Here is a 22,392-nt window from a genome sequence, read left to right on the forward strand (position 1 = left end):
ATGACTCCAAGATTTCGCAAATACAGCTGGCAACTGGCCCCTGCCTCCATCCGCGACATCCGCCAGCGGGTGTTTATCGATGAGCAGAAGGTGCCGCCGGAGCTTGAGTGGGACGACACTGACGAGATTGCCGACCATTACCTGGCAGTCGATCAGGGCAATACCCCCATGGCCACGGCCCGGCTGTTTTCCACCATGGAAGAAACCGGTTTTATCGGGCGAATGGCTGTGCTTCCGGAATCCCGTGGCAAAGGTGTGGGCGAGGCGCTGCTGCGGCACCTGATTGCAGAATCTGCCGGGCGCTTCCAGGAGCTTCGGCTATCGGCCCAGAACCACGCCACCGGATTCTACGAGCGCTTCGGCTTCCACATCTGCTCCGAGCCCTACGATGACGCCGGCATCCCGCACCTGGATATGCGTTGCCTTGCGCCCTCGCTGGCCCACCAGGCACTTGCTGACCGCACCCAACCACTGATTCTCGGGGCCGACACCGAAAGCTGGCTGTTTCACGACGAAGGCACCATGCTCGGCCTGATGGATTCGCTGGTGGGCCAGGCCGGCCAGCGCCTGTGGCTGTATGACAACCTGCTGGACCACGACCTGTATGACCGTTACCGGCTGCGGGAACTGATTTCTGCGGTAGCCCGCCGACACCGCCTGAGCGAAGTCCGCCTGCTGATCCACGACGACAAACCCCTGGTGAAACGCCGGCACCAGCTGGTTGAGCTGATGCGTCGCCTGAGCAGCCGCATGGAGCTAAGGCTGGTAAACACCGATTACCCGATGGAAGACCAGCCGTTCATGCTGGTTGACCGTGAAGGGGTTCTGTACCGCCATCACTTCAACAAACCCGACGGCTTTGCAGGCTTCGCCGCATCAGGCCGGGTAAAACTGATGGAAGAATCCTTCCAGCGCATGTGGGACGCCGCCCGTCCCTCCATGGAACTGCGGGAACTACCGCTCTGAGTGTTGCCCGTAGATTGCCTGGGGCGATTCGAAACGGGCACCGAACGGCGCAAATTCCTCATCCACCTCCTCGGCCACTTCGATAATCAGCCGGCGCAACCACTGATGGTCGCTGTTGTGCTGCAGCAAGGGGCTCCAGGCCATTTTCAGTTCGAACGGCGGGATTTCGAACGGCGGCACCTTTACCACCAGGTTCGGATTATCTTTCTGCAGCCAGGCCGCCCGTGACGGCAGCGTTGCAATCAGGTCGTGCTGCTCGGCCAGCAACATGGCCACCTGGTAATGGCGGGTAAACACGGAAATCTGGCGTTTGCGCCCCATCCGCCCCAGGGCTTCGTCTACCCACCCCAAACGCTGGACATCTTTCGGGTTTACCCCGACACCCACACCAAAACCGGTTTTGCTGACCCAGATATGGCTGGCTTCCAGGTAGGTGTCCAGGGTGAACGGCTGCTTGAGGATCGGATTGTGGGAATTCATCAGGCAGGCAAAGTATTCGGTCCAGAGGGTTTTCTGGTGAAACGACTGGGGAATCTTGTCGAAGCGGTTGATGGCCATGTCGAGCCGGCCCTGCTCCACGTCCAGGAAGCTGACATCACTGGGGGTCAGGACATCCAGGGTCACATGGGGCGCTTCCTGGCGAATCCGCCGCAATACCCTCGGCATCAGGCAGGATTCTGCGTAGTCACTGGCCATGATCCGGAACACGCGCTGGCTGTCGTGGGCCGCAAACGGCGTCTTTTCCTGCACCGCCTGTTCGATGTTCGACAAGATCCCCCGCACCAGGGGCTGCAGCTCCCGGGCCCGTTCAGTCGCGGTCATGCCTTCGCTGGTACGAACCAGCAAGGGATCGCCGAACAAGTCCCGCAAGCGGCGCAGGCCGTTACTCATGGCCGGCTGGGTAATGCCCAGATGGTTGGCGGCCTTGGTTACATTGCGCTCCCGCAGCAACACATCCAGGTATACGAGCAGGTTGAGGTCTACGCGGGAAATATCCATGGGCAACTCCATCAGGGGTTCTCGGCCCGACAACCGGCCGACTATTCACCGCTTCAATATACAGGAATCACATGATTCATTAAATGAATGGCCAATGCGGTTACGCAGGTTAACGGACTGATCCGGAGAATTCTGCTACGCTCTGGCGCAAAACACCGCGCTTATCCAGGGATCCACCACCACCGTGTTCAAAAGTTTCAGGCAACGGCTCTCCTACCGCCTTACCCGGGACACCGTTCTGGTTGCCATGGCCGTAGGCCTGGTGCTGAACCTGATCCAGATTACCCTGGATTATTTTGACGCCCGCGATTCCATGGAGCGGGAAGTCAAAGCCCTGATTGAAACCAGCCACAGCCCCGCGTCCCAGATTGCCTACAACATAGACATGCGGCTGGCCGATGAACTCCTCGACGGCCTGCTGCAGCACCCGGCCGCCATCGATGCCCGGCTGATCGATAACGAAGGCCAGACCATGTCGGCCTCCAGCGAAAGCAGCCCGGAATCCCGCTACCGCTGGGCCAGCGACCTGTTGTTCGGCGCAGACCGGGTGTTCCGGGAAAACCTTCGGGTACCCCAGCTGGCAGACCTGCCCCTGGGCCAGCTAGTGGTCACCATCGATACCTACCACTACGGCATAAGGTTCCTTGAGCGTGCCACCTACACCCTGGTTATCGGGCTACTGAAAAGCCTGGCGTTATCCGGGGTGTTGCTGGCCATTTTCTACTTTGTGCTCACCCGCCCCATGCTCAACGTAATCAACGCCCTGAGCCAGGTAAACGCCAGCTCCCCGGAAAAAGTTCGCCTGCCGGTTCCGGAAAACCACCGGGAAGACGAGATCGGTACCATGGTGGGCATTATCAATGAACACCTGGAAAACATGGACAACAGCGTTTCGCAACTGCGAACGGCTGAAGCTACCATGAAGAACTATTCCAGCCAGCTGGAACAGGAAGTTGCGGACCGGACCCGGGAAATTTCCGAGAAAAACGACGCCCTTCAGCGGGGTAACCGGGCCCTGGTCAAGGCGAAGGAAGATGCGGTACGGCGTGCCCGCACCAGGGCCAACTTCCTGGCCAGCATGAGCCATGAAATCCGCACCCCCCTGAACGGCGTGCTTGGGATGCTGGGGCTGGCGCTGGATAGCGAGAAAGACCAGGGCCAGCGCAATCGCCTGGAAATTGCCCTGAATGCCGGGGAAAACCTGCTTGGCCTGCTTAACGACATCCTGGACATTTCCAAGGTGGAAGCCGGAAAGCTAAGCCTGGAAACCATACCGTTCAGCATGCGCGAGCTGGTCGACGAATGCACCACACTGCATCGTCAACAGGCCGTAGGCAAACAGATCCAGCTGATCAGCGAAACCGATCCGGACTTACCCGACTGCTTTCTTGGTGATCCGACCCGCACCCGACAGGTCATCAATAACCTTCTGAGCAATGCCATCAAATTCACCGACAACGGTAGCGTGAAAGTGCGCACCAGCTGGACCGGGGGCAGCCTGCGTATCGAAGTGATAGACACCGGCATCGGCATGTCTGACGAAGGCCTTGACCGAATTTTCTCGCCATTTTCTCAGGCGGATACCGGCACAACCCGGCTCTATGGCGGAACCGGTCTGGGCCTGGCCCTGTGCAGGCAGCTCGTGGAACACATGAAGGGCCGGATCCTGGTCGATTCGCGCATAGACGCTGGCACCCATTTCACCGTCATCCTGCCCCTGGCAGTGGCGAAGACCGAACCCCGGATGCCAGCCTCCGAACCAGCAGACGAATCTTCAAAGGTGTCACCCCTGAAGATTCTGCTGGTGGAAGATAACCGGGTAAACCAACTGGTTGCCAGCGGGCTGCTGAGAAAACTCGGGCACCGGGTTGACATGGCCGAGAACGGCGAGCGGGCGCTGGCTGCACTGCAGCGCCAGCAATATGACATCATCCTGATGGATTGCCAGATGCCCGTCATGGACGGCTTCGAGGCAACCCGGACCATTCGCCAGAACCCCGAGTGGGCCGAACTTCCGGTTATTGCCGTTACCGCCAACGTGTTACAGGGCGACCGGGAACATTGCCTGGCCTGCGGCATGAACGATTACATCACCAAACCCTATAAACGGGACGAGCTCAGGGCGGTTATTGAGCGCTGGGCTCCGCCTGCTCAAGAACCGCCAGCAGCCCCCTGAGTTGCTGGCGCAGCGCCACCAACTGAGCGGGCTCCACGTCAAGCCCGCACAACAACTGTTCCGGTATGCCCGCGGCCCGGGCCTTCAGTTCGCGGCCAGCATCGGTCAGGGCTATGCGCACCACCCGCTCGTCATCCCCCCGGCGGGTACGCAACAGCAATTTGCGTTCTTCGAGCCGCTTGAGCAAGGGTGTCAGGGTTCCGGAATCCAGCCGCAACCGCTGCCCCAGGTCAGACACCCTTGGCCCGGCTCCACCGTCATCCAGCTCCCACAGCACCAGCATCGCCAGGTACTGCGGATAGGTGAGCCCGAGCCCGGCCAATAAAGGACGGTACCGGGCCGTCACAGCCCGGTTGGCCGCATAGAGCGCAAAACAAATCTGGTTATCGAGTGCCAGCATCGGGCTCTGGTCCGTCATGGATTCAGAGCAGCTTCTCAATGTCAGCGCGGATATCCTCCGGCTTGGCGGTGGGTGCATAGCGCCGGACTACAGCACCATCACGGTTTACCAGAAACTTGGTAAAGTTCCATTTGACCTTCTCCGACCCCATCACACCCCGGGCTTCTTTTTTCAGGAACCGGAACAGCGGATGGGTGCCCTCGCCGTTCACCTCAATCTTGGCAAACATCGGGAAGCTCACGCCGTAGTTTAGCGAGCAGAACTGGCTGATAGCGTTATCGTCACCCGGGTCCTGGCTCAAAAACTGGTTGCAGGGAAATCCCAGCACCTCAAAGCCCTTTTCTCCCAGGTCCTTGTGCAAGGCTTGCAGCCCCTCGAACTGGGGCGTGAAGCCGCACTTGGATGCGGTATTCACGATCAGCAAAACTTTGCCCCGATAATCCGCCAGGGACGTTTCGTTGCCCTTGATGTCCGTGGCACTGAAATCGTAAACGGTTGCTTCCGACATAAATCACCTGTCCTGTTGTGAGCCGAATGAATATCAATTGTGCACAATTTAATTGCTTAAAACCAGAGCTGCTATGTGATCAATCCGTAATTCGCCACAATTGGTCACAATTGCCCCTGTTACCCCGGTACATCCCTCCGCTAGAATAGTAAGCTTCCGTTATCCGGAAACTTTTCCCGTTTTTCGTTAAGGACGCATCACGCCATGCAGAACTATTTCAAATCCGCCAAACTCGACAACGTATGTTATGAAATTCGTGGCGTAGTTCTGCGTGAGGCGCGTCGGCTCGAGGAAGAAGGCCACCGGGTACTCAAGCTCAATATCGGCAACCCGGCCGCCTTCGAACTGGATGTGCCCGAAGAGATCCAGCAAGATGTGATCTACAACATGCACCAGGCCCAGGGCTATGTGGAGTCCAAGGGCCTGTTCTCTGCCCGCAAGGCGGTCATGCATTACAGCCAGCAGCGCGGCATTCCCCGGGTAGACATCGATGACATCTACCTGGGTAACGGCGTCAGTGAACTGATCGTGATGTCCATGCAGGCCATGCTCAATACCGGCGACGAAGTGCTGATACCGGCCCCGGATTACCCGCTGTGGACCGCAGCCGTCACCCTGTCCAGCGGCAAGCCGGTCCACTACCGTTGCGACGAGCAGCAGAACTGGTTCCCGGATATCGACGACATCAAGAAGAAGATCACCCGTCGCACCAAGGCCATTGTTCTGATCAACCCGAACAACCCCACAGGCGCGGTGTATTCGGATGAGCTGCTGCGCCAGGTGATCGAACTGGCCCGCAAGCACAACCTGATCATCCTGGCTGACGAAATCTACGACAAGATTCTGTACGACGGCACCGTGCACACGTCCATCGCCTCCCTGGCCGAAGACGTGCTGTTCTTTACCTACAACGGCCTGTCGAAAAACTACCGGGCTGCCGGCTACCGTTCCGGCTGGATGATCATCAGCGGCGCCAAGCACCGGGCACGGGACCTGATCGAAGGCATCGAGATGCTGTCGAACATGCGCCTGTGCGCCAACGTGCCGGCCCAGCTGGCCATCCAGACCGCCCTGGGCGGCTACCAGTCCATCAACGACCTGGTGGCACCCGGCGGCCGGCTCTATGAACAGCGCGAAACCACCTGGCGCATGCTCAACGACATTCCGGGCGTCAGCTGCGTGAAGCCCCAAGGCGCCCTGTACATGTTCCCGAAGCTGGACCCGAAGCACTTCCCCATCGCCAACGATGAAAAACTGGTGCTGGATTTGCTGCTGCAGGAAAAAATCCTGCTGGTACAGGGGTCCGCCTTCAACATCGACGACAAGCAACACCTCCGGGTGGTGTTCCTGCCCCGCCAGGACACCATGGCAGACGCCATGGGACGGCTGGCCAACTTCCTGGAACACTACCGCCAATAATCGGGATCTATCATGGCCGACATTCATGTCGAGGAATTCTACAAGGACGTAGCCATCGCCCTGGCGCAGTTGTACGCTGCCTTCCCCAGGCGCACCAACCTGTTTGTGGAAGACATTGCCGGCCCGGATGAGCCGGACGAATTCGGGCTGCACAGCAAACGCCACATGGCTTGCTTCGGCGCCCTGCTGTGGCTGCAGGAAGAAGGTTTGCTGCGATATGTCGACACCATCCGCCAGGAAGCCCTGGACCAGGCGGTGCTGACCCGGGAAGCCTTCGTTCGCCTCAGCGCACCAGCACCACAATCACTGGCCCGGAAGCTGAATGCCCTGCCCGAGGAAGCGAACCTTCCGGCCTCAGTCCAGCAGAACCTTTCTACCTATATCCACCTGCTGCGGGCCGCCCTGAAAAACGGCAGTTCCACCCGTATCAGCCTGGCCGTGCAGGCCGCTTTCTTTACGGATTTCAGTGCCGAAGGGCTGCATTAAATCGCGGTAAGGATCTTGAAGCAGTGAACCCGGGCCACATATAACGGTCAGACAGCCAACACGATTCAGCGTACGTCACTACAGGAAAACTCTATGCGCATTCTGTTGTTTCTGGCCACTAACCTGGCCGTTATTCTGGTGGCAAGCTTTACCCTGCGCCTGCTCGGGGTCGACAGCTACCTGGCCGGGCAAGGCATTGATTACGGTTCCCTGCTGGCCTTTGCCGCCGTCTTCGGCTTTGCCGGTGCGATCATTTCCCTGCTGATCTCCAAACCCATGGCCAAGTGGAGCACCAAGGCGCAGGTGATTGAGTCGCCCCGCACCCCTGCCGAGCGCTGGCTGGTGGATACCGTCGCGGAACTGGCGAAGAATGCCGGCATCGGCATGCCGGAAGTCGCGATTTTCCCGGCGTCCCAGTCCAACGCCTTTGCCACCGGCTGGAACAAGAACGACTCGCTGGTCGCCGTTAGCGAAGGCCTTCTGCACCGTTTCAACAAGGATGAAATCCGGGCGGTGCTGGGCCATGAGATCGGCCACGTGGCCAATGGCGACATGGTGACCCTGACCCTGATTCAAGGCGTGGTGAACACCTTCGTGATTTTCGCATCCCGGGTGATCGGCTCGTTTGTCGACCGGGTGATTTTCAAGAACGAAAACGGCCACGGGCTTGGTTTCTTTGTGGTCAGCATCGTTGCGGAAATCGTCCTGGGTATCCTGGCCAGCACTATTGTGTTCTGGTTCTCCCGTCGCCGGGAATTCCGTGCTGATATTGCCGGCGCACAGCTGGCAGGGCGCGGCGCCATGATCAATGCCCTGGCCCGCCTGAAACAGGAAAGCGAGGTGCCGGACCAGATGCCGGATACCCTGCAGGCCTTCGGTATCAACCGCGGAGCCCGCTCCGGCCTGGCGGCCATGTTCATGACCCACCCGCCGCTGGAAGACCGGATTGCCGCACTGCAGAACGCCAAGCTGTAAGCGGATCAGCCAGGCCATAACGAAGAAGGGGCGCACTATGCGCCCCTTCTGCTTTTCGCCAACCAGGCAAGCATCCTGGTCAGATTTTCAGCTTGAAACCGATGGCCTTGAAACTGTCCTGCAGGGACTTGCTACTGCCTTTGAGCTGAACCTTCAGGCTGGAGCATTCCCGCCGTACCGGGTAGTCCCGGCGCAGCTGGTCAAAAGCCATGCCCCTCTCTTCCGGGGCTCCTGTCATCGCCAATCGCAGGCGGGCGTCGTCCTGGCGGGGGTCATAACAAGCCCGGAGCGCAATGCGGATCGCCGCATCCTCGGCGGCATTGCTGGTAAACGAGACCTTGCTCATGGCCGGTTCCGGCAAAAACTGGCCGGCCTTCTTGCGCACCGGCAACCCCAGAAACTGACTCAGAGCCTGGTAGATCATCTCTGTGCCCTGAACCTTGCCTTCCAGGCTATAACCGGCAATATGGGGCGTCGCCAGCCAGGTCAGCGCCACCAGTTCGGGATCGATACGGGGCTCGCCTTCCCAGACATCCAGCGCTGCCAGTGGTGCATCAGCCTGTTCGAGGCGATGTTTCAGGGCCTGGTTATCGATGACTTCGCCACGGCCAGAATTGATCAGCAGCTGGTCGGGCCGAAGTGCCGCAAGCTCCGCTGAGGAAATCCTATGGTGGGTAGCATGGGCACCGGTTCGGGTCAGCGGCGTGTGCAGGGTGACGACATCGCACTCCAGCGCTTCCGCCAGGCTCACAAAGGCTTCGTCTGACTCCGGCTCGGCGTCCTGCCTCGGCGGATCACACAACCGAACCTCGAAACCGAGCCGGTCAAGAACCCGGGCGAGGGTTCCGCCAACATTGCCAACGCCGACAATCCCGACACTCAGAGAGCTCCAGTCATCACGCCCCTGGCGCTCGGCAAACAGCGAAAGCACCGACAACACGTATTCCGCCACGCTGCTGGCATTACAGCCGGGGGCAGCCGCGAAGGCAATGCCCTGCTGTTCCAGCCAGTCCAGGTCCACGTGATCGGTGCCGATGGTGGTGGTACCGACAAACTTTACCCGGGTGCCTTCCAGTAACCCGGGCCCGACCGGGGTTACCGACCGCACCAGCAGGATGTCGGCATCTTCCACCTGGTCCCGGCTCAGGGTTCTTCCGGTAACCCGGCGAATCTCCCCGATATCCCCGAAAAAGGCATCGAGTAACGGAATATTCTCATCTGCAACGATCAACATAACCTGTCTCCGGGCTCCCGATCAGTTGCGGCGCGGGCGCGGGCCACCACGGCCACCGGAGCCACGGTTGCCCTGAGGCCGGCGACCTCCGCGCTTGCGGGTGATCGGCGGATTTTCCATGGTCGCCATCAGGTCCTCGTCCGGCACCGCGGTCTTCAGCTTCTGGCTGATGTATTTCTCGATCTCCGGCAGCGCGAACGCATCTTCTTCGCCGGCAAAGCTCACCGAAACACCGGTACTGCCTGCCCGGCCGGTACGGCCGATCCGGTGCACGTAGTCCTCGGCGTTCTCCGGCAGGTTGTAGTTGAACACGTGGGTGACACCGTTTACGTGAATACCCCGGCCCGCCACGTCGGTTGCCACCAGCACCTGGATCTGCCCTTTCTTGAACTGGTCCAGGGTTTTCAGGCGCTTGTTCTGGGCAATTTCTCCGGACATCAGGGAAACTTTAACGCCCTGGTTACGGAGGTCTTCTTCCAGGTCACGGCACTGGTCACGGCGGTTGGCGAAGACAATAGCCTTGTCCACTTCCGGACGCTTCAGGTAATTCACCAGTACTGGCAGCTTGTCGTCGTCAGACACCAGGTAGACCGTTTGCTCAACCCGCTCGGCGGTTTTCTGTTCCGGCTCGATTTCCACAAACTCGGCGTTACGGGTCCACATGGAGGCCAGGTTCAGTACGTCCTGGTTGAAGGTGGCGCTGAACAGCAGGGTCTGGCGCTCATCCTTGGGCGTGCATTTGCGGATAATACGTTTTACGTCCGGGATAAAGCCCATGTCGAGCATCCGGTCTGCTTCGTCCAGGATCAGGATGTCGAGCTGGTCCAGGAACACATCCTGGGAGCCCAGGAAGTCGATCAGCCGGCCCGGGGTAGCCACCAGGATGTCCACGATTTCGTTCTGCAGCTGTTCCCGCTGCTTGTCGTAGTTCATGCCGCCCACCACGGTCACCACGTTATGGCCGGTGTACTGGCACAGCTGCTCGGCGTCCTTGGCAATCTGCATGGCCAGTTCACGGGTCGGCGCCAGGGCCAGGACCCTCGGTTCCGAGGCAAAGCGGTCTTTCTCGTCGATCGGGGTTTCCAGTAGGGTCTGGATGGCGGTAATCAGGAAGGCCGCGGTTTTGCCGGTGCCGGTCTGAGCCTGGCCGATCAGGTCTTCACAGGCCAGGGTCCAGGGCAGGGTTTCCGCCTGGATAGGCGTGCAGTATTCAAAGCCGATTTTGGTAATGGCATCCAGCAGGCGTTGATCCAGGTTAAGGTCACCGAAGCGTAGGTCGCCCGTATGTTTGATTTCAGATGTCATAGAGTGTCTGCTGTCCTTGATTTAAGGTATTCATTCCCCGCGGGCGCTATGCGAACCTTGTCGTGGTTCCAGTCGTGGCCGATGCGGGTTGAAGTGTTGTAGAACTGCTTGAGTGTGTCAAAAAACTGCTGGGCCCGTTCCGGCAGGCCATGCTCGAGGTAATCCGCAGCCTGTTTGCAAACGTTACGCCGGAAGGCCTGTTCGTCGGCTGCGCCGTCGCCTGCCAGGTTGTCCACACTGATATGGAACCGCGAACCGGCCGCCAGCGAAAACAGCCACTCGATGGCCTGGGGCCGGATTTCAACGTTCTCGAAGGCCTGCTGCTGCTCCGGGGTACGCCCATCCGGACAATACCAGTAACCATAGTCGTGCAGTGTGCGGCGGTGCTCACCGGCAATACACCAGTGGGCAATTTCGTGCAGGGCGCTGGCAAAATATCCGTGGGCAAAGACCACCCGGGCAAACCCCTCGGGCTCGCTGGCAGGAATGTATTCCGGTTCGTCGCTGCCCCTGACCAGTAGCGTCCGGCAGCTTTCCCGGAACAGGTCATTGAACAGAATGATAAGATCGTCTGGATTGTGGTTCATCGGTTGGCTATTGTGCGACTTTACTCCGGCCAATACCAGAGGGAACTTTAGCGGGGCCCCCGTGTCCACCCCCGGCAGAACGACTTCATGCATTTACGACACAGGATTATCACAAATTCATGACAACGCTCTCTGATCCCGGCGTCCGCCGCCACGCCCTGTTGCTGCCAGCACTGCTCCTGCTCGCTATGCTGGGCCTGCTGGCGTCCTCGCCCGCGCAGGCTTTCGGCAACTCCGGAAACTCTCTGTTCGGCGGCGGAAACGGCGACTTCCTGCCCGTGGATGAAGCCCTCCCGTTTAACTTCTCCACCGATCAGGGCGCTGTTGTGCTGTCCTGGGATATCACCCCCGGACACTACCTGTACAAGTCCCGCATCAGGATTAACCCCGTCACCGAGGGTGTCACCCTCGGAGAACCCGATTTTTCCCTGCCGGGCACCCTGACCGAAGACGACTTCTTCGGTGAAATGGAAGTCTTCTTTGATCCCGTAGAAGCCCGGGTGCCGGTAAACCTGCCGGATGGTGTCCGCGAAGCAGAACTCCAGGTGACCTACCAGGGCTGCGCGAAAGCCGGTCTTTGCTACCCGCCACAGACCCGGGATGTGCTGTATTATCCGGGCGGAAACGGTGGTGAATCCGCCGCTGCCGCAACCAGCAACAGCAGTCGCAGCGCTGCCGGCACAAATACCGGCCCGGGCTCCGTGCAGGGCGCAGACACTTCCAGCGCCAGCGGCCTGGCCAGCTTCCTGTCCAGCCAGACCATCTGGATGATCGCCGGCCTGTTTTTCCTGCTGGGGCTGGGCCTGACCTTTACCCCCTGCGTGCTGCCCATGGTGCCGATCATTTCCAGCATGGTTTCGGGCCATAACACCCGCTCCACCGGCCAGGCGCTAATGCTGTCCGGCAGTTATGTGCTGGGCATGGCCATTACCTATGCCGCCGCCGGGGTGATCACCGGTTTGCTGGGAGCCAGCTTCAACCTGCAGGCGCACCTGCAATCGCCCTGGGTGCTCGGGGTCTTTGCGGCGATGTTTGTTGTCTTTGCCCTGTCGATGTTCGACATGTTTGAAATCCAGCTGCCGCGCTTTATCCGAGAGCCCCTGAACAATGCCAGCCAGAAGATGACCGGCGGCCGGGTACTGAGCCTGTTCGGTATCGGCGCGCTGTCTGCCCTGATTGTCTCACCCTGCGTGTCGGCTCCCCTTGCCGGCAGCCTGCTCTATATTTCCACCACCCAGGATGCGGTCATCGGCGGCGTTGCCCTTCTGTCCCTCGGCCTGGGTATGGGCGTGCCACTGATCCTGGTAGCCGTGGGCGGGCGCAAGCTGCTGCCTACCTCGGGCCACTGGATGACTACCGTCAAACACTTCTATGGTGTGATGCTGCTGGCCGTGGCCATCTGGCTGGTCGAGCGGCTGATTCCGGCCTGGGCCGGGCTGACGCTCTGGGGTCTGCTGATTGCCATCACCGGCGTGCAACTGGGCGCCTTTGATGCCGCCAGGGCCGGTTGGGAGCGCACCCGCAAAGGCTTCGGCCTGGTGTTTTTTGCCTACGGCCTGGCCTTGCTGGCCGGCGCGGCCGGCGGAGCCAGTGATCCCCTGCGCCCACTGGATCCCTTTGTAGCCACCGCCGGTACCGTGTCAGCGGCTGGCGCTGCCGAAGCCCACGCGCCTTTCGAGCGGGTAGAAGACCCGGAGCAGATTCGCGCCATGCTGGCGGATGCCCGCAGCGCCGGGCAGCCCGTAATGCTCGACTTCTACGCCGACTGGTGTATTTCCTGCAAAGTGATGGAACGCAACGTGTTCAGCAAGCCGGATGTGATTCAGGCATTACGGCCCTACACCCTGTTGCAGATTGATATGACAGACAACACCCGGGCGCAGCAGGCCCTTCTGGACGAACTGGGCCTGTTCGGCCCGCCGGCCATCCTGTTTTACCGCAACAATGGCGAGGAGCTGGGCCAGGCCCGGATTCTGGGAGAAATGGACAGGGAGCAGTTCATGGATCATCTGGGCAAGGTCGCCCGGGAAAGCTGAGCTGACTTGCGTTGACCTGGCCGGCGTCAGCCTTCGCTGCGCCGGATCAGGTATACGTATTCCCCATCCTGCTCGTGTTCACCTATCAGCTCATGGCCAAGGAACTGGCAGAAACGCGGAATATCGCGGGTCGTCGACGGGTCTGTGGCCAGTACCCGCAGCACCTGCCCGGGCTCCACATCGTTAATGCGGTTGTGCAGCATCATCACCGGTTCCGGGCAAAACAGCCCCCGGGCATCGAGTTCCGCGTCAAAATCTGAACCTGCCAACATTGCCTCCAGAAGTTCTCGTGATTTTTCAGAATTCGGTGCTAAATTATTGTTTATAGCATCGAAAATAAAGGAGATTTTAATGATCCGGGTTCTGATTGAACGCCATATTGCCGAAACACTCGAAACTGCCTATGAAGAGCGGTCCCGACTGGTGCTGCAACAGGCGGTGGGAGCGCCGGGGTTTATTTCCGGCGAAACCCTGGTCGACAGCCACGACCCCAACCATCGCATCACCCTGGCCAACTGGCGCTCCGAAGCCGACTGGCAACGCTGGTTCCACTCGGAAACCCGCAAGAACCTGATGGCCGAACTGATACCGATGATGGACCAGGATGAGGCCATCACCGTGCTCGAGCAAAGCCCCATGCCTTGAGAGGCTAGTCGAGCCGCTCGATAAAACAGGTGATCTCTTCACGGTCATGGTACAGGTGGCGGGCCTTCAGCTGACAATGCAGGCCCGCATCCTCCAGGCCCTGAACCAGGATTTCCCGGCACACCAGCCATTCCTCGTATCGCTTTTTCATCGGCAGCTTGAGATTGAACACCGTGTAGCGGCACAGCTTCTCACCCATCCAGTCCACCGCCATCCGCGTCGTCCGGCGGGGTTTATCAACAATATCGCACACCATCCAGTCCACGGCCCGCTTCGGCCGCCAGGCGTAGCCATCGGCCTCCACATGTTCCACATGGCCACTGGCCATCAGCTCCGGGTTCATGGGGCCATTGTCTACCGCCGTTACCATCATGCCCTGCCGCACCAACTGCCAGGTCCAGCCGCCGGGAGCGGCGCCCAGGTCAACCGCCTTTTTGCCGCCGCCGAGATAATCCAGCCAGCGCTCCTTCGGCAGAAACACTTTCCAGGCTTCTTCCAGCTTGAGCGCCGACCTGCTGGGGGCTGACGCCGGCAAACGCAATCTGGGCACGCCACCGACAAAGGGTGACCGGTTGCCGGCCAGGCTGTAACCCACCACAGCCGTGCTGAAATCCGTCAGCAGAATTTCCAGCCTTACCGGTGCCTCGGCCTCCTGATCGTCCTTTAACAGGCCGGCACCGCGCAGACCTTTTGACAGGGGCGCCACCCATTTGCGGGCGAAGTTGCCAAGGTCCCGGTCGTCATTGATTTCTGACAGCCGTACCTCCAGGCGTGCACAGCGGTCGCCCTGCCACTCCTGATCATTCAGGAACGCCAGGATCGCCCCTACCCGATCGCTGGCCGGCAATTCGCAATCGCCCAGCAGCGCAAACCAGTCCCGGGTGAAGACCAGGCTATCCAGGGCCACGCGGCGCATCAGTTCTTCGGCCGGCTCGTTGCCACCAATGGTGAAGCGGAGTAACCCGGTGTTCTTGCCGGGCTGGAAATAACCAAAAATACCGGCCGCCGCAGCCTGGTCGGTCAGTTCCTGACCTGCCTCGGTCTCGAACCCTGGCCGGCATATCAGCATGATCTGTTGCATATAAAGTGTTTCCCGGGGGCCGTCAGGAAAATGGCACCTGGCCGGCCACGAAAGTTGAACCTGTTTAACGGTCGCTCTGGTTTATTCTGGCTACACTTCCCGCTTTGCTTTTACGGGATGTTGTCTATGCTCAACCGAGCCTGTGCCCTGTTTGTAGTGGCTTTGCTGGCCCTGGCCCTGTTCGGCCCGGAGCAGGCCTTTGCCGCCGAGCGCTGCACGGTGCTTGATGCTGCCAGCGCAGACGCCCGACAGCGCATCAATGATCACCTGTGCTTTTACAGCGCCCGTCCCGGCGACCCGGCCCACAGCGCCAAGTTTCCGGGCGCCTTGCCCGAGAACCTGCAATGGCAGGCGGCGCAGGGCCATGACCTGGTGTTCAGCCATACCGACGCGGTGTACTGGGTGACGCTCACGGTCCGTAACAGCAGCCCGCAACAGGCGTTCTGGTTCCTGAAACTCAGTTATCCGCTGCTGGATGAAATCACCTTCTGGCAACACACCCCGGACAATCCCGGGCAGTACACCGAACTGGAACCACCCCTGCAAACCGGTGACCGCTTCCCGTTTGCCAGCCGGGGCATAGATTACCGTTATTACCTGCTGCCCGTCACACTGGATGCTCAGGAAGAACGCGCCATTACCCTCCGGATTCACAGCAGCGGTGCGCTCAATGTACCGCTGTCGCTGGTCACACCCGGTGAAGCCGTTGCCGAGAGCAACCACCTGACCCTGGTGCACGGGCTGTTCTACGGTGCACTGCTGGTGCTGGCCGTATTCAACCTGGTGTTGTTCTTCAGCTCCGGTACCCGCTACTACTTTTTTAACGCGTTCTACATAGTCTCCATGGCCCTGTTCCTGTTTGCCATGGGCGGGCTGGCTAACCAGTACTTCTGGCCCGACAGCACTGAACTGGCCAATCAGTCGATCCCCCTGGGGCTGGCCCTGTGTTCCCTGGCCATGGTGCTGTTTGGCGGTTCTTTCCTGGAAATCGAATCGGGCACCCTTGCGGGAAAGGCCATGCAAATTCTGGCATGGACTTCAGTCGGCTTCCTTGGAGCCAGCTTTATTTTGCCTTACTCGAAAAGCATCCTGCTGAATACTTTCCTGATCCTGTCGGTGATTGCCAGCCTGTCGGTGATTGCCACCATTCGCTGGCGCCAGGGTTACCAGCCCGCGTTCTGGTATCTCGGCGCCTGGCTGGTGATGGTGGTTGGCGCCTTGCTGTACGCCCTGGCCGCCTTCGGCCACCTGGGCGACTACCAGGCCCGGGAAGTCATGATGCAGGCGGCCATCGGTGCCCAGGTGGTGCTGCTGAACTACGCCATGGTGCAACGGTGGCGTCTGCTGAACCAGAAGTTGCTGGATATCGAACAGCAAGCCAGGACCGAACTGGAATTCAAGGTACACGAGCGCACCACCCAGTTACGCAACACCATGCAGGAACTGGAACAGGCAAACCGGAAACTGGCGTCTCTGAGCCTCAACGACGCCCTGACCGAGCTGCACAACCGCCGGCACATGGATAACATCATGCCGGAACTCTGTGCCGAGGCCCGGCGCACCGGCCAGCCACTGACGCTGGCGCTGGTCGACGCCGACCACTTCAAGCGGATCAATGACACCTGGGGCCATGATTTTGGCGACCAGTGCCTGAAGAAGATCGCCGACAACCTGGCCGGCCACGTTAAACGCCCCAGAGATGTCGCCATCCGGTTTGGTGGTGAAGAATTTGCCCTTCTGTTACCCGAGACAACGCCCGATGGCGCCGACACTCTGTGCCAGTCCATCCTCCAGGCCATGCGAACCACAGTAATCCGAACGCCCGATGGCGCCGACCTGTGCCTGACCCTGAGCGCCGGCATTGCCGCCCTGCAACCGGGCGAAGGCCCCAGAGAGCTGTTCCGCCGGGCCGACGAAGCGCTTTACACTGCCAAGGCGGCGGGACGGGACCAGGTCAGGGGCGCGCCGGGCACTCACGAGGCTGCGACAAAATCCGCCACAAACTGACGGGTATGGCCGGCCGCCTGCTGAATCAGGCTGGCCTGGGTTTCGGGATGCCGCACCGGAGGCTGGAAATCGTGGTTACCACCATCCAGCCAGACCAGCTTCGAAATCCCCGCAATCTCACCCTGGGCTGCCAGCTCATCCGGCTTGCCGAACGGATCCCGGGTGCCCTGCACCACCATCAGCGGGCAGGAAACCTGCGACAGGTGATCAATACGCCAACGGTCTGGCTTGCCCGGGGGATGGAAAGGATAGCCATAACACACCACACCACGGATACCCGCCATGGCTTCGCCGGCAAGCACCGAAGCCATGCGCCCGCCCATGGACTTGCCCCCGATCAGCAGCCTGGCTCCGGGCCCGACTTCCTGCCGGACGGCCGCCACCACTTCGGAAAAACACTCGAGCAATTTCGGCTGCCGGTCCGGCGGGCGTTTTTTGCCGTCTTCCCGGCGTTTCTGCATATAAGGAAACTCGAAACGGACACAGGCAATGCCCTGATCATCCAGGGCTTCGGACAGCGCTTCCATAAAGGGAGAATCCATCGGCGCACCGGCCCCGTGGGCCAGAATTATTACCATTTCGGCCTGTTTGCCATAGCCTTTGGTCTTAATCAGCTTCACATCGTTCACCTGTTACCTCTGAAGGGGTATCATTTGGCCACGCGCAAGTGGGTGTCTGTTGCCCTTTCAGGGCTTCTGAACCCGGAATGATTGTCATTGCAACTTACTGGTAAAACTCCGGAATCCGGCGAATTTGACGGATATCAGGAGTTGACCTGAATCATTGCAAACAACTAACGGTTTCTCCATACTTGCGCCCGCATAATTCCCCATCCTGAACCCATTGGTAAGGCTATGAGCACAGTAAATGCAAACCTGACATACAACTACAAGGTGGTGAGACAATTCGCCATCATGACAGTGGTATGGGGTATTGTAGGCATGGCTCTGGGTGTGCTGATTGCAGCGCAGCTGGTTTGGCCATCCCTCAACCTCGACCTGCCCTTTACCCACTTCGGCCGACTGCGGCCGCTGCATACCAACGCCGTTATCTTCGGCTTTGGTGGTAGTGCCCTGTTTGCTACCTCCTATTACGTAGTTCAGCGGACCTGTCAGGCCCGCCTGTTCTCCGATGGCCTGGCGGCATTCACCTTCTGGGGCTGGCAGGCCATTATCGTGGCTGCAGCCATCACCCTGCCAATGGGCCTGACCTCCACCAAGGAATACGCCGAGCTGGAGTGGCCGATCGACATCGCCATTGCAATCGTGTGGATAACCTACGCCCTGGTATTCTTTGGCACCATCACCAAGCGCAGCACGCCGCACATCTATGTGGCTAACTGGTTCTACGGCGCGTTCATCATTACCGTTGCTGCCCTGCACATCGGTAACAACATGGCGCTGCCAGCGACTGCGTTCAAGTCCTACTCTGCATACGCCGGTGTTACCGACGCCATGATGCAGTGGTGGTACGGCCACAACGCCGTAGGCTTCTTCCTGACCGCCGGCTTCCTGGGCATGATGTACTACTTCGTACCCAAGCAGGCCAACCGTCCGGTTTACTCCTACCGTCTGTCTATCGTGCACTTCTGGGCACTGATCGCCACCTACGTATGGGCCGGCGGCCACCACCTGCACTACTCTGCCCTGCCTGACTGGGCACAGACTGCCGGTATGGTGATGTCCCTGATCCTGCTGGCTCCGTCCTGGGGCGGTATGATCAACGGCATGATGACCCTGTCCGGTGCCTGGCACAAACTGCGCACTGACCCGATCCTGCGCTTCCTGGTGGTATCCCTGTCCTTCTACGGTATGTCTACCTTCGAAGGCCCGATGATGTCCATCAAGACCGTAAACGCCCTGTCCCACAACACTGACTGGACCATCGGCCACGTGCACTCAGGTGCCCTGGGCTGGGTTGCCATGATCAGTATCGGTGCGATCTACCACCTGGTTCCGAAACTGTGGGGCCTGAAAGAAATGCACAGCGTATCCCTGATCAACGTGCACTTCTGGCTGGCTACCGTTGGTACCGTACTGTACATCGCGGCCATGTGGGTTAACGGCATCATGCAAGGCCTGATGTGGCGTGCTGTGAACGAAGACGGCACCCTGACCTACTCTTTCGTGGAAGCTCTGGAAGCCTCGTACCCGGGATACTTCGTCCGCTTCATCGGTGGCGCAATCTTCCTGACCGGTATGCTGATCATGGCCTACAACGTGTACATGACCGTACGTCAGAAAGAAGCCGTTGCAGAGGACAATGCTGCGGTTCAGGCGGCGTAAGGGGAGAGACCAGATGAGACACGAAATAGTCGAAAAGAACCTTGGTTTGATGATCGTACTGATCATCTTCACCATCAGTGGCGGTTTCCTTGCAGAAGTTGTGCCCCTGTTCTTCCACCAGCAGGTGAATGAGCCGGTAGAAGGCCTTGAGCCTCTGTCTGCGCTGGAACTGGAAGGCCGGGACATCTACATCCGCGAAGGCTGCCACGTGTGCCACACCCAGCAGATCCGTCCGTTCCGTGCGGAAACCGAGCGGTATGGCCACTACTCCGTTGCGGGCGAGTTCGTTTACGACCGTCCGTTCCTGTGGGGCTCCAAGCGTACCGGTCCGGACCTGGCCCGCGTAGGCGGTCGTTACTCCGATGCCTGGCAGCGCCAGCACCTGTACGATCCGCGCAGCGTTGTTCCCGAGTCCAACATGCCGGCGTTCCCCTGGCTGTTCGAAAACCGTGTAGATCACCAGAGCATCGAAGCGCGTATGTCTACGCTGCAGACTCTGGGTGTTCCCTACACCGACGAACAGGTTGCCAAGGCTTCTGCCGACATCGAAGGCAAGTTTGAAATCGAAGCACTGGTTGCCTACCTGCAGCAGCTGGGCACTGTGATTTCAGAGAAACGGTGAGCCAATGGATATCAATGAGTTACGCGGAATTCACACCTTTCTGGTAATGGCCGTTTTTCTCGGCATCGTGTGGTGGGCCTACAGCGCCCACCGCAAGAAGGCCAATGAGGAAGCGGCTCACCTCCCCTTCGACGACGAAGAAGTGGACAAGCGTACTCTCGAACAGGATAAAACGGAGAAAAAACAATGAGTACCTTCTGGAGCATCTGGGTCACTGTGATCGTGCTCGGTACTGTGTTCGGCTGCTGGTGGCTGCTTTGGGCAACCCGCAAGGGCCAGACAACCGACACTGAAACTGACCGCACCATGGGCCATGCCTTTGACGGCATCGAGGAATACGACAATCCGCTGCCGAAGTGGTGGTTCTACCTCTTCATCGCGACCTGCGTATTCGCCCTGGGCTACCTGGCCCTGTACCCCGGCCTGGGTAACTACAAAGGCCTGCTGGGCTGGACTTCTACTAACCAGTGGGAAGCAGAAGTTGCCGAGGCTGACGAGAAATACGGCGAAATCTATGCCCAGTACGGCAACACCGCCATCCCGGAACTGGCCCAGGACGAAGACGCCATGAAAATCGGCCAGCGCCTGTTCGCCAACAACTGTTCCGTATGCCACGGTACTGCCGCTCGCGGCCAGGTGGGCTTCCCCAACCTGACTGACGACGACTGGCTGTGGGGCGGCGAGCCGGACCAGATCCTGCACAGCATCGCCAAGGGTCGTAACGGCAACATGACGCCGAAAGGTGTCATGCCGAACATGACTAACGAGCAGGTTGACCAGGTGGTTAACTACGTTCTGAGCTTCAGCGGCCGTGAACTCGACGCCGAAGCAGCAAAGGCCGGTGAGCAGGTGTTCGCCCAGGCGTGTGCGGCTTGTCACGGTGCCGATGGTACCGGCATGGCAGCCATGGGTGCGCCGAACCTGACCGATAACGTGTGGCTGTATGGTTCCACCTACGAGTGGATCAAGGAGACCGTGGTTAACGGTCGCCAGAACCAGATGCCCGCACAGGAAGGTCGTCTGACCGACGACCAGATTCAGATTCTGGCGGCTTACGTTTACAGCCTGTCAAACTGAGTCAGACCCGGCCAGGCTAGTCCTGGCCCGGTCTTTTCAACCCTGTATCTGCCCTCTCGCGGGTACAGGCTTGAGAAGATCAGCAGACCCGCCGAGGCCCGCTCCCAGCTTTACCCTATACCGGGAGGTACCCATGAGTAACGAGATTCCTGTCAAGCAGGTTGACCCATCCTCCGATCCCTCGAACAATAAAAACAAGAAAACAGAGACCGTTGACCTCTACGCAAGTCGCGAAAAGATTTACGTGAAAGAGGTAAAAGGCTTTTTCCAGAGAATCCGGAACGTCAGCCTGACCGTGCTCATGGGCATGTATTTCCTGTTTGTCTGGCTCACCCTGGACGGCCAGCCCCTGATCCACTTTGACCTGCCGGCCCGCGAGTTCCACCTTTACGGCATCACCTTCTTCCCGAAAGATTTCTTCCTGCTCTCGGGCATGCTGATTATCAGCGCCTTCGGCCTGTTCTTCATCACCACCCTGTTTGGACGTGTCTGGTGTGGTTACACCTGCCCGCAAACCGTGTGGACCTTTATCTTCATGTGGATTGAAGAAAAGGTGGAAGGCAGCCGCAACAAGCGGATGAAACTCGACAAGGCCCCCAACTCCCGGGAAAAGGTCACCAAGAAAACCATCAAACATGCGCTGTGGCTGTTTGTTGCCTTTGCCACCGGCGTCACCTTTGTCGGCTACTTCTATCCGATCCGCGAACTGATCGTGGACCTGTTCACCCTGCAGGCCAACGGCTGGGCCTACTTCTGGGTTGCCTTCTTCACCGTCGCCACCTACCTGAACGCCGGCTGGATGCGTGAGCAGGTCTGCCTGTATATGTGCCCGTACGCCCGGTTCCAGTCAGTGATGTTCGACCCCAACACCCGGGTAGTCTCCTACGACCCGAACCGGGGCGAGCCCCGCGGCAAGCGCAAGAAAGGTGTTGCACCTGATGAAGTGGGCCTTGGCGACTGTATCGATTGCGAGCAGTGTGTGCAGGTGTGCCCTACCGGCATCGATATCCGCGATGGCCTGCAGTACGAGTGTATCGGTTGCGCGCTGTGTATTGATGCCTGCGACGAAGTCATGGACAAGATGAATTACCCGAGAGGGCTGATCAGCTACACCACCGAGAACGAACTGGAAGGCAAGACCTCCAAGCTGCTGCGTCCGCGTACCTTTGGTTACGGTGCGGTACTGCTGCTGATGATCGGTGCAGTGATCTTTACCGTGGCTACCCGTGTACCGGCCAAGATGGACGTACTGCGGGACCGTGGCGCGCTGTTCAGCTTTAACGGTGAAGGCCGCGTAGAGAACTCCTACACGGTGAAGATCCAGAACATGTCGGAAGTGCCCCAGACCTTCGAACTGAGCGTTGCCGGCATGGAAGGCATCCGTATCCTGACCGAAACCACCTTTACCATCAGCAGTGGCGAGAACCGCTCCCTGCCGACGGTTGTGGACGTTCCGCCGGCGTCTATTGTCGAATCCAACAACACCATTCGCTTTTATGCAGAATCAGAGACAGATCCGTCCCTGAACCTGGAAACTGAAAGCCGTTTTGTTGGTCCAAGGCCCCGTTAACGACCCGTGCGCGG

The 22,392-nt window shown here is 59.4% G+C and carries 22 protein-coding genes; 13 read left to right on the forward strand and 9 right to left on the reverse strand.

The genetic code is table 11. The annotated features are described in order from the left end of the window. Positions 1-966: a GNAT family N-acetyltransferase gene (locus AQ621_RS17890; RefSeq protein ID WP_058340039.1), complete on the forward strand. Its 966-nt coding sequence runs from the start codon at positions 1-3 to the stop codon at positions 964-966. On the opposite strand, the gene AQ621_RS01875 is transcribed toward AQ621_RS17890, so the two are convergent. After that, positions 955-1,965: a LysR family transcriptional regulator gene (locus AQ621_RS01875; protein ID WP_058340040.1), complete on the reverse strand. Its 1,011-nt coding sequence runs from the start codon at positions 1,963-1,965 to the stop codon at positions 955-957. The two genes, AQ621_RS17890 and AQ621_RS01875, sit on opposite strands and share 12 nt — an antisense overlap. A 184-nt stretch (positions 1,966-2,149) precedes the next feature. Between AQ621_RS01875 and AQ621_RS01880 the strand changes: the two genes are divergently transcribed. Further along, positions 2,150-4,141: an ATP-binding protein gene (locus tag AQ621_RS01880; RefSeq protein ID WP_058340041.1), complete on the forward strand. Its 1,992-nt coding sequence runs from the start codon at positions 2,150-2,152 to the stop codon at positions 4,139-4,141. On the opposite strand, the gene AQ621_RS01885 is transcribed toward AQ621_RS01880, so the two are convergent. Next, entirely contained in the window at positions 4,092-4,559 is a 468-nt protein-coding gene (locus AQ621_RS01885; RefSeq protein ID WP_058340042.1) for a MarR family winged helix-turn-helix transcriptional regulator, read from the reverse strand. The two genes, AQ621_RS01880 and AQ621_RS01885, sit on opposite strands and share 50 nt — an antisense overlap. 4 nt (positions 4,560-4,563) lie before the next feature. Further along, entirely contained in the window at positions 4,564-5,049 is a 486-nt protein-coding gene (locus tag AQ621_RS01890) for a glutathione peroxidase (protein ID WP_022988001.1), read from the reverse strand. 204 nt (positions 5,050-5,253) lie between these two features. Between AQ621_RS01890 and AQ621_RS01895 the strand changes: the two genes are divergently transcribed. The 3 genes from AQ621_RS01895 (at position 5,254) to htpX (ending at position 7,929) form a co-directional block, all read left to right on the forward strand. Further along, on the forward strand, positions 5,254-6,468 hold the full coding sequence (locus AQ621_RS01895; RefSeq protein WP_058340043.1) for a pyridoxal phosphate-dependent aminotransferase: 1,215 nt from the start codon (positions 5,254-5,256) through the stop codon (positions 6,466-6,468). 12 nt (positions 6,469-6,480) lie between these two features. Next, positions 6,481-6,954, forward strand: a complete 474-nt coding sequence (locus AQ621_RS01900) for a hypothetical protein (RefSeq protein ID WP_058340044.1) — start codon at positions 6,481-6,483, stop codon at positions 6,952-6,954. A 93-nt stretch (positions 6,955-7,047) separates the two neighbouring features. Further along, complete coding sequence (gene htpX, locus AQ621_RS01905; RefSeq protein WP_058340045.1) at positions 7,048-7,929, forward strand: protease HtpX; 882 nt, start codon at positions 7,048-7,050, stop codon at positions 7,927-7,929. Between the two features lie 79 nt (positions 7,930-8,008). On the opposite strand, the gene pdxB is transcribed toward htpX, so the two are convergent. Genes pdxB through AQ621_RS01920 form a run of 3 tightly spaced genes read right to left on the reverse strand, consistent with a single transcriptional unit; the run spans position 8,009 to position 11,055 of the window. Continuing rightward, complete coding sequence (gene pdxB, locus AQ621_RS01910; protein WP_058340046.1) at positions 8,009-9,163, reverse strand: 4-phosphoerythronate dehydrogenase PdxB; 1,155 nt, start codon at positions 9,161-9,163, stop codon at positions 8,009-8,011. Between the two features lie 21 nt (positions 9,164-9,184). Next, a complete protein-coding gene (locus AQ621_RS01915) occupies positions 9,185-10,468 on the reverse strand; it encodes a DEAD/DEAH box helicase (RefSeq protein WP_058340047.1) in 1,284 nt (427 codons plus the stop codon). Beyond that, a complete protein-coding gene (locus AQ621_RS01920) occupies positions 10,465-11,055 on the reverse strand; it encodes an elongation factor P hydroxylase (RefSeq protein WP_058340048.1) in 591 nt (196 codons plus the stop codon). Before AQ621_RS01920 ends, AQ621_RS01915 begins: the two co-directional genes overlap by 4 nt. Before the next feature lie 119 nt (positions 11,056-11,174). Between AQ621_RS01920 and dsbD the strand changes: the two genes are divergently transcribed. Then, positions 11,175-13,091 carry a protein-disulfide reductase DsbD gene (gene dsbD, locus AQ621_RS01925; protein ID WP_058340049.1) on the forward strand — a complete coding sequence of 639 codons (1,917 nt, stop codon included), beginning with the start codon at positions 11,175-11,177 and terminating at the stop codon, positions 13,089-13,091. Positions 13,092-13,117: 26 nt separating this feature from the next. Here dsbD and tusA read toward each other — a convergent pair whose 3' ends face one another. Further along, positions 13,118-13,360 carry a sulfurtransferase TusA gene (tusA, locus tag AQ621_RS01930; RefSeq protein ID WP_145840244.1) on the reverse strand — a complete coding sequence of 81 codons (243 nt, stop codon included), beginning with the start codon at positions 13,358-13,360 and terminating at the stop codon, positions 13,118-13,120. Between the two features lie 82 nt (positions 13,361-13,442). Here tusA and AQ621_RS01935 point away from each other — a divergent pair, with 82 nt between their 5' ends. Further along, a complete protein-coding gene (locus AQ621_RS01935; protein ID WP_058340050.1) occupies positions 13,443-13,736 on the forward strand; it encodes an antibiotic biosynthesis monooxygenase family protein in 294 nt (97 codons plus the stop codon). A 4-nt stretch (positions 13,737-13,740) separates the two neighbouring features. Here AQ621_RS01935 and rlmM read toward each other — a convergent pair whose 3' ends face one another. Further along, complete coding sequence (gene rlmM / locus AQ621_RS01940; RefSeq protein ID WP_058340051.1) at positions 13,741-14,817, reverse strand: 23S rRNA (cytidine(2498)-2'-O)-methyltransferase RlmM; 1,077 nt, start codon at positions 14,815-14,817, stop codon at positions 13,741-13,743. 126 nt (positions 14,818-14,943) lie between these two features. Here rlmM and AQ621_RS01945 point away from each other — a divergent pair, with 126 nt between their 5' ends. Next, positions 14,944-16,824 carry a sensor domain-containing diguanylate cyclase gene (locus tag AQ621_RS01945; protein WP_145840234.1) on the forward strand — a complete coding sequence of 627 codons (1,881 nt, stop codon included), beginning with the start codon at positions 14,944-14,946 and terminating at the stop codon, positions 16,822-16,824. On the opposite strand, the gene AQ621_RS01950 is transcribed toward AQ621_RS01945, so the two are convergent. Further along, complete coding sequence (locus AQ621_RS01950; protein WP_227508201.1) at positions 16,791-17,444, reverse strand: alpha/beta family hydrolase; 654 nt, start codon at positions 17,442-17,444, stop codon at positions 16,791-16,793. The genes AQ621_RS01945 and AQ621_RS01950 overlap by 34 nt on opposite strands. A gap of 234 nt (positions 17,445-17,678) precedes the next feature. Between AQ621_RS01950 and ccoN the strand changes: the two genes are divergently transcribed. From ccoN to ccoG, 5 genes are all read left to right on the forward strand, one after another. Further along, complete coding sequence (gene ccoN / locus AQ621_RS01955) at positions 17,679-19,109, forward strand: cytochrome-c oxidase, cbb3-type subunit I (RefSeq protein WP_058340053.1); 1,431 nt, start codon at positions 17,679-17,681, stop codon at positions 19,107-19,109. 13 nt (positions 19,110-19,122) lie between these two features. Beyond that, positions 19,123-19,731, forward strand: a complete 609-nt coding sequence (gene ccoO / locus AQ621_RS01960; RefSeq protein WP_022988015.1) for a cytochrome-c oxidase, cbb3-type subunit II — start codon at positions 19,123-19,125, stop codon at positions 19,729-19,731. 4 nt (positions 19,732-19,735) lie between these two features. Continuing rightward, on the forward strand, positions 19,736-19,921 hold the full coding sequence (locus AQ621_RS01965) for a CcoQ/FixQ family Cbb3-type cytochrome c oxidase assembly chaperone (protein ID WP_022988016.1): 186 nt from the start codon (positions 19,736-19,738) through the stop codon (positions 19,919-19,921). Next, entirely contained in the window at positions 19,918-20,808 is an 891-nt protein-coding gene (ccoP, locus tag AQ621_RS01970) for a cytochrome-c oxidase, cbb3-type subunit III (protein ID WP_058340054.1), read from the forward strand. The genes AQ621_RS01965 and ccoP overlap by 4 nt, the downstream gene beginning before the upstream one ends. A 133-nt stretch (positions 20,809-20,941) precedes the next feature. Beyond that, a complete protein-coding gene (gene ccoG, locus AQ621_RS01975; RefSeq protein ID WP_058340055.1) occupies positions 20,942-22,378 on the forward strand; it encodes a cytochrome c oxidase accessory protein CcoG in 1,437 nt (478 codons plus the stop codon). Positions 22,379-22,392 lie beyond the last annotated feature (14 nt).

It is taken from the genome of Marinobacter sp. P4B1 (genome assembly GCF_001447135.1).
Lineage (GTDB): Bacteria > Pseudomonadota > Gammaproteobacteria > Pseudomonadales > Oleiphilaceae > Marinobacter > Marinobacter vinifirmus.